Here is a 6,869-nt window from a genome sequence, read left to right as displayed (position 1 = left end):
GCCAGCTCGCCCTCGGCGAGCGCGAGGTCGGCGCCACCGACACCGTTGGTCTCCCCCGCCGACCAGAGGCCGGGCACGCTGGTGCGCAGCCGGGCGTCGACCTCCAGCGCGACCGCGCCGTCCGGCCCGGTCGCGGTCCGCGCGCCCAGCTCGGTGGCCAGGTCGATCTGCGGCAGCAGGCCGTGGCCGACGGCGAGCGCGTCGCAGTCGATCCGCCGCCCGGTGCCGGGCACCGGCCGCCAGTCGGCGTCCAGCCGGGCCACCGTGACACCGGTGACCCGGTCCGTCCCGTGCGCCTCGACCACCGCGCTGCGCGGGCGCAGCCGCACGCCGTGCCGCAGCAGCGCGCCGCCGTGTCCGGCGCCCTCGACCAGCTTCCCGGGGACGCCCGCCAGCACGCCGGGGCGCCGCGCGTACCCGAGGTAGGCGGTGGCCTCGACCACGGCGGGCACCTCGGCCCCGGCGGTGACCAGCGAGGAGGCCGCCGCGAGCAGCAGCGGGCCGCTGCCCGCCACCACGATCCGCTTCCCGGGCAGCACCAGCCCGGCCTTGAGCATGGCCTGGGCGCCGCCCGCGGTGACCACCCCGGGCAGGGTCCAGCCGGGGAACGGCAGCTGCCGCTCGTACGCGCCGGTGGCGAGCAGCACCGACCGGGACCGGACGGTGGCCCGGTCGGTGCTCTCCGGCCCGCGGGTGACGTGCACCGCGAAGCCGTCCCCGACGCGCTCCAGCGCCCACACCTGGTGCCCGGCCCGGAAGGCGGCCCGCCCGGCGCGTTCGTGCGCGTCGAGCCGGTCGGCCAGGGCCGTGTAGGCGGACCAGTGGTGGTGCAGCCGGTCCGGCCGGGCCGCACCCAGGCCGGGCGCCGGGTGGCGGTAGTACTGCCCGCCGGTGCTCCGCCCGCCGTCCAGCAGGGCGCAGCTCAGCCCGAGGTCGGCGGCGGTGACGGCGGCGGCCAGCCCGGCCGGGCCGGCGCCGACCACGACGAGGTCGAAGGTCTCGGAAGCCCCGGTGGTCCCGGAGGTCTCAGACGGCGAGGTCGGCACGGCCGTGGCCCTCCTGGGTGGTGACGGTGGTGCCGGGCTCGGCGGGCAGCAGGCAGGTGCGCTGGTTGGGGCGGCCGTCCACGGTGGCGAGGCAGTCGAAGCAGGCGCCGATCCCGCAGAACGCCCCGCGCGGCCTGCCGGCGACCCTGGTGGTGCGCCAGGCGAGCACGCCGTCGGCCCAGAGCGCGGCGGCGATCGACTGGCCGGGCAGCGCGGGGACGGGCCGCCCGTCGAACTCGATGTGGTGGGCGGGGCCGGGCTCGGCCTCGACCAGCCGGGCGGGGGTGCGGCGGCGCATCGTCGGCTTCTCCAATCCAGAACGTGGTCTCAGGGGGTCGCGGGCGGTCGCCCGGGCGGCGGGGCCGTCACTCGGCCGGGAAGCGGTCCGCCCGGAACGGCGCGAGGTCCAGCTCCGGCTGCTTGCCGGTGAGCTGCTCGCTGATCAGCAGCCCGGTCGCCGGGGCCAGCCCGATGCCGGCCCCCTCGTGCCCGCAGGCGTGGTACAGCCCGGGCACCCGGGGGTCCGCGCCGATGGCCGGCAGGTGGTCGGGCAGGTACGGGCGGAAGCCCCGGTAGGTGCGCATCACGGTGACGTCGGCGAGCACCGGGAAGAGTTCGGCGGCCTGGGCGGCGAGCCGGCGCAGCACCTCCTGGGAGAGCGTGCGGTCGAAGCCGACCCGCTCCCGGCTGGCGCCGATCAGCACCGGGCCGCCCGGGGTGCCCTCGATCACGGCGGAGGTCTCCAGCCCGGCCGATCCGCTGGCCACGTTGGCCACGTAGTCGGCGGCGTAGACCTTGTGCCGGACGACCCTCGGCAGCGGCTCGGTGACCAGCACGAAGCCGCGCCGGGGCAGCACGGGCAGGTGCACCCCGGCCAGGGCGGCCAGTTCGCCGCCCCAGGTGCCGGCCGCGTTCACCACGGCGCCGGCGGCCAGGCTCCGGCGGTCGGTCCGCACGCCGCGCACGGCGCCGTCCGGGCCCCGGTCGACGGCGGTGACGCTCTCCCCGGTGATCAGCTCGGCGCCCATCCGGCGGGCCTCGCGCAGCAGGTGGGCGGCGGCGAGGGCGGGCTGGACCTGGGCGTCCTGCGGGTAGTGGAAGCCGCCGGCCAGGCCCTCGGCCAGATGCGGCTCCAGCTCGCGCAGCCGCTCGCCGGGCACTTCCTCGGCCTCGACCCCGACGGTCCGCTGCCCGGCGGCGAAGGCCCGCAGGGCGTCCTGCCCGGCGGCGGTGGAGGCGACCACCACGCCGCCCTTGGGCTCGTACTCGATCGCCGGGCCGAGCCGCTCGGCGAGTTCGCGCCAGAGCCGGGTGCTGAGCAGGGCGAGGTCGAGTTCGGGGCCGGGCTCCTTGTCGGAGACCAGCAGGTTGCCCTCGCCCGCGCCGGTGGTGCCGCCGGCCACCGGCCCGCGGTCCACCACGGTGACGGCGAGGCCGGCGCGGGCGGCGTAGTAGGCGCAGGCGGCGCCGACCACACCGGCGCCGACCACGACGACGTCCAGGGGAGGTCTCTCGTTCTTCAGCACGTCAGTAATATGTCACATGCCATGCGACCTGCCAAGACCGTCCCCCGAAACCCGGCGAGCCCCGACCAGCGGAAAGGGCCGCAACGCCGGGGAGCCCCGGCCCACCGCTCGGCAGAGCGGCGGACCGGGGCTCCCTCGGGACCCACCGGTTCGGCCGGATCAGGTGATGTCGTCCATCTCCTCGCGGCGGGACGCCGGCACCGGTGCGGCACCGGCCGTCGGCGCCGCCGAGGCGCTCACCGACTCCGCGCCCTCGACCCGCTGCACCGAGAGGTCCAGGTGCGAGGCCTCCTCGTCGTCCAGCCCGGCGTCCGGGTTGCGGCGGGCCTTGCGCTTGTCGTTGAAGATCGCGATCCCCACCGCGATGAAGTACAGCGCCCAGATCGGCGCGGCCAGCGCCAGCATGCTCAGCGGGTCGGCACTCGGCGTGGCGAAGGCCGCGAACACCGTGATGCCCATGACCATGCCGCGCCACCAGCCCAGCAGCCGCTTCCCGGTGACCACGCCGACCATGTTCAGCATCACCAGCAGCAGCGGGAACTCGAAGGCCAGGCCGAAGACCAGCACCATCCGGGTGGCGATGTCGAAGTAGTCCTCGGGCGGAAGGATCGGCGTGGTGTCGTTCGGGGTGAACGAGAGCAGCACGTCGACCGTGGTCGGCAGCACCAGGATGGCCACGGCCACACCGGCCAGGAAGAGCGGCGTCCCGCAGATCAGGAAGACGACCGTGTACTTCTTCTCGTGCTTGTGCAGGCCCGGCGCCACGAAGGCCCAGACCTGGTAGAGCCAGATCGGCACCGTCCCGACCACGCCCGCCGTCAGGGCGACCTTGAGCATCCAGGTGAAACCGGCGGTCAGACCGATGTTGGAGACCTGGGCGCACTTGCCGTGGTAGTGCTTGGCCAGCTCCAGGGTTTCGCACCGCGGCAGCGGCTGCAGCAGGAAGTCCTCGATCTGCTTGTGGTAGATCGCCGCCACGATGGTGATCAGCACGATCGCCAGGACCGACTTGACCACGCGGTTGCGCAGTTCCCGCAGGTGGTCGGCGAGGGCCATCCGCCCCTCAGGATCCTTTGACGCCTTCGGCGCCTTGGAGAGCTTGCTCAACCCCGGTCCTCAACTCGTGCGTCGGGGCCCGCCGGTCGGCGGGCCTCCGTGGTCGCGCGCGCCCCGCGCGTCGGGTGCGCGGCGCGCGCCAGGTGCCTCACGTGCGCCGCGCTCAGTGCGGGCGGTCGCCGTCGGGCGCGGAGGCCCCGGCGGCGGGCTCGTTCACCGGACGGGCCGTGGCCGACGCCCCCGGAGCGGACTGGATGGTCCGGCCCGCGGCACCGTCGACCGGGGCCGCGGCGGGCCGGGCCGGCTGCTCGGACTCGCCGTCCGAACGCATCGCCTTGGCCTCGCTCTTGAGGATCCGCATCGACTTTCCCAGCGAGCGCGCCAGGTCCGGGAGCCGCTTGGCTCCGAACAGCACGATGGCGAGAACCACGATCACCACGATCGCGGTCATCGAGATGCGCATGCGCGACCACCTTCAGTCATGGCGGCCCGACGGGCCGTCCGCTGCGGATGGTAACCGCTGCGGATGACGCCACGACGACGGCCGCCCGAACAGGACAGCGGCCCCCGGTACACGGTTCAGGAGCCATCTGAGAGCGTAACCCGACCCCACCCGCGCGCAGCAGCCCCCGTACCGTCCCGGACCCGACCGTGCTAGGCCACCGGGACGGCCCGCTCCCCGGCCGGGGCGTTCGCGTCCGGGGCGTTCGCGGCCGGCATCGCCTCCGCCAGGTCCCCGGCGGCCGCGGCCAGCGCCCGCGAGGCCGCGTCCACGCCCTTGGCCAGCGCCCGCACGTCCAGCCAGAGCCGGATCGCGAGGACCCCGAGGACCAGCAGGCCCGCGGTGGCGAGCAGGACGGCGGCGACGAGCATCCAGGACATGCGCCCCAGCCTATACGCGTACTACCCCTCGGCCGGGACGAGCCGCATGGTGCGCACCCCGGCCCCGGTGAGCGCCTCGACGATCTTCTCCCCGGCCGGCTTGCGCACCGCCGCCCCGCACCGCGGGCAGCCGAAGCTGTAGTGCGCCTGGGCAGGGGTGCGACCGAGGGTCAGGCGGAACTCCTCGGCCGGGAGCTCCACCTTCTCCCGGCACTCGGAGCAGTACACCTTGAATCTGGTCCCGGGTTCCACCGCTCAGACCCGCCCCTCCCCGTAGGCGGCCAGCGCCTCCCGCGCGGCCGAGCGCGCCTGCTCGGCCAGTTCGGGCGGCGAGACGATCCGGCCGTCCCGGCCCAGCCGCAGCGCCAGCGGGCGCAGCTGGGAGGGGTCGGCGCTGCGCAGGGTGATCCGCAGCCCGCCGTCGGGCAGTTCCTCGGCCCGGTCGTGGGTGTAGTACTCGGCCACCCAGCGCCCGCCGGAGGAGACCTCGACGACCACCTCGGGGTCGTCCGCCGCCGGGTTGACCAGCCCGCCGCTGAGGTCGCGCGGCTCGCGCCGGGGCGGGTCGGCCGGGACGTCCAAGACGCGGATCTCGGCGACCCGGTCGAGCCGGAACATCCGGTGGTCCTCGGAGGTGCGGCACCAGGCCTCGAGGTAGGTGTGGCCCTCGGTGAGCAGCCGGATCGGGTCGACCTCGCGCTCGGTCATCCCGCCGCGCCCGTGCGAGTAGTAGCGCAGCCAGAGCCGGCGGCCCTCGCTGAGCGCGCGGTCGATGTCGGCGAAGACGTGGCTCTCCGCCTCGAAGGTCACGCCGACCCGGGCGCTGCCCTCGGCGCTCTCCCCCGCCGCGTTCTCGATCTTGGCGACGGCCCGGGTGAGCGCCTCGCGGTCCCCGGCCCGCAGGCCCGGCAGCCCGGCCACCGCGCGGGCGGCCACCAGCAGCGCGGTCGCCTCGTCGGCGGCCAGCCGCAGCGGCTGGGCCACGTCGTCGACGTTGTGCCACCAGATCCGCTCGCCGTCGGTGTCGATGTCGAGCAGGTCGCCGCCGCGGAAGCTGGTGCCGCACATCGGCAGCACGTTGAGGTCCGCGATCAGCTCGCGCTCGCTGATCCCGAACGCCCGGGCCACCTCGGCGACCTCGGCCCCGGGCCGCTCGCGCAGGTAGGTGACCAGCGACAGCATCCGCCTGGTCTGGTCGATCGCGTTGCTCATGCGTCCACCTCACTGGACTCTGCGGGCGCCGCGCACAGCGCGTGCCCTCCGGTGGTCCGCTCGCCGCGCCCGCTCACGCCTGCTCTCCCTCGGTACCCGCGACCGCCCGCAGCCGGTCGACCACATCAGCCCGCAGCTCCTCCGGCCCGAGCACCAGCACGTCCGGCCCGAACTCGGCCAGGTCCGCGCCCAGCCCGTTGCCGTACGGGATCTCCAGCTCGTCCCAGGCCTCGTCCACCCGGGTGCTGCTCAGCGCCTTGGTGCGCAGCGGGAAGCCGGCGCCCCGGCGGACCCGGACGGTCGCGGTGGCGGTGGCGCCCTCCCCCGCGAACTTCGCCACGGTGGCCCGGACGTCCACGTGCTCGGGCACGGTGCCGAGGAAGGCCCCGGACCTCGCCTTCACCCTGCCGGTGATCCGGCTCAGCCGGAACACCCGGGCGTCGCCCCGGTCGCGGTCGTACCCGGCCAGGTACCAGTGCCCGCGCCAGCACTCCAGCGCCCACGGCTCGACGCTGCGCTGCTCGACGGCGGCGGCGCCGGCCTTGCGGTACTCGAAGGTGACCGGACGGCGGTCCCGGGCGGCGGTGAGCAGTGGCTCGAACGCGGCCTCCCGGGCGGGGATGCGCGGCTCCAGGGCGGTGCGGCCCTCGGCCTCGGCGAACGGCACCCCGGCCGCGCGCAGCTTCTGCAGGGCGCCGCTGGCCGCACCGGACATCTTGGCCTGCTGCCAGACCCGGGCGGCCAGGGTCAGCGCGGCCGCCTCCTCGGCGTCCAGGGCGATCTCGGGCAGCCGGTTGCGGTCGGCCCGGGCCAGGTAGCCGAGCTCTCCGTCCAGGGTGCTCTCGTCGACGTCGATCACCAGCCCGAGCTCGCGCAGGTCGTCCTTGTCCCGCTCGAACATCCGGTTGAAGGCGTCCTCGCTGCTGGCCTGCCAGGCCTCGCGGTACGCCTCGATGGACTCCCGCAGCTCCTTCTTGGAGAGCGGACGTCTGGTGTTCATCAGGCACAGGGCGAGATTCATCAGCCGCTCTGCCTTGGCGATCGCCATCGCTGACCCTTCCGGTGTGCCGCGCCGTGCGCGGGGTGCGCCAACCGGGCGATCACCACCCGGCGGGACCGACCGTACCGGTAGCGGTACGCACGGCAA

The 6,869-nt window shown here is 75.3% G+C and carries 9 protein-coding genes; all 9 read right to left on the bottom strand.

The window, feature by feature from the left end; all coding sequences use genetic code 11:
* Nucleotides 1-1,046 (bottom strand): FAD/NAD(P)-binding oxidoreductase (locus AB0E96_RS07705; RefSeq protein ID WP_359819866.1); only part of this gene is annotated, 1,046 nt, incomplete at its 3' end.
* Entirely contained in the window at nt 1,027-1,344 is a 318-nt protein-coding gene (locus AB0E96_RS07700) for a (2Fe-2S)-binding protein (RefSeq protein ID WP_359819864.1), read from the bottom strand. The genes AB0E96_RS07705 and AB0E96_RS07700, both read right to left, overlap by 20 nt.
* 67 nt (nt 1,345-1,411) lie before the next feature.
* A complete protein-coding gene (locus AB0E96_RS07695; protein ID WP_359819862.1) occupies nt 1,412-2,572 on the bottom strand; it encodes an FAD-dependent oxidoreductase in 1,161 nt (386 codons plus the stop codon).
* A 159-nt stretch (nt 2,573-2,731) separates the two neighbouring features.
* On the bottom strand, nt 2,732-3,628 hold the full coding sequence (gene tatC, locus AB0E96_RS07690; RefSeq protein WP_359819859.1) for a twin-arginine translocase subunit TatC: 897 nt from the start codon (nt 3,626-3,628) through the stop codon (nt 2,732-2,734).
* Nucleotides 3,629-3,791: 163 nt separating this feature from the next.
* A complete protein-coding gene (gene tatA, locus AB0E96_RS07685) occupies nt 3,792-4,091 on the bottom strand; it encodes a Sec-independent protein translocase subunit TatA (protein WP_359819856.1) in 300 nt (99 codons plus the stop codon).
* Nucleotides 4,092-4,282: 191 nt separating this feature from the next.
* Nucleotides 4,283-4,510, bottom strand: a complete 228-nt coding sequence (locus tag AB0E96_RS07680; RefSeq protein ID WP_359819853.1) for a hypothetical protein — start codon at nt 4,508-4,510, stop codon at nt 4,283-4,285.
* A gap of 21 nt (nt 4,511-4,531) precedes the next feature.
* A complete protein-coding gene (locus tag AB0E96_RS07675; RefSeq protein WP_030055598.1) occupies nt 4,532-4,762 on the bottom strand; it encodes a hypothetical protein in 231 nt (76 codons plus the stop codon).
* 3 nt (nt 4,763-4,765) lie between these two features.
* Nucleotides 4,766-5,722 (bottom strand): WYL domain-containing protein, encoded by a 957-nt coding sequence (locus AB0E96_RS07670; protein WP_049652005.1) that lies wholly within the window; start codon nt 5,720-5,722, stop codon nt 4,766-4,768.
* 73 nt (nt 5,723-5,795) lie between these two features.
* A complete protein-coding gene (locus tag AB0E96_RS07665) occupies nt 5,796-6,770 on the bottom strand; it encodes a WYL domain-containing protein (protein WP_359819850.1) in 975 nt (324 codons plus the stop codon).
* Nucleotides 6,771-6,869: the final 99 nt, after the last annotated feature.

The organism is Kitasatospora sp. NPDC036755 (assembly GCF_040636595.1).
GTDB lineage: Bacteria > Actinomycetota > Actinomycetes > Streptomycetales > Streptomycetaceae > Kitasatospora.
The sequence above is the reverse complement of the archived record's forward strand: the minus strand, read 5'-3'. Positions and strand labels throughout refer to the sequence as shown.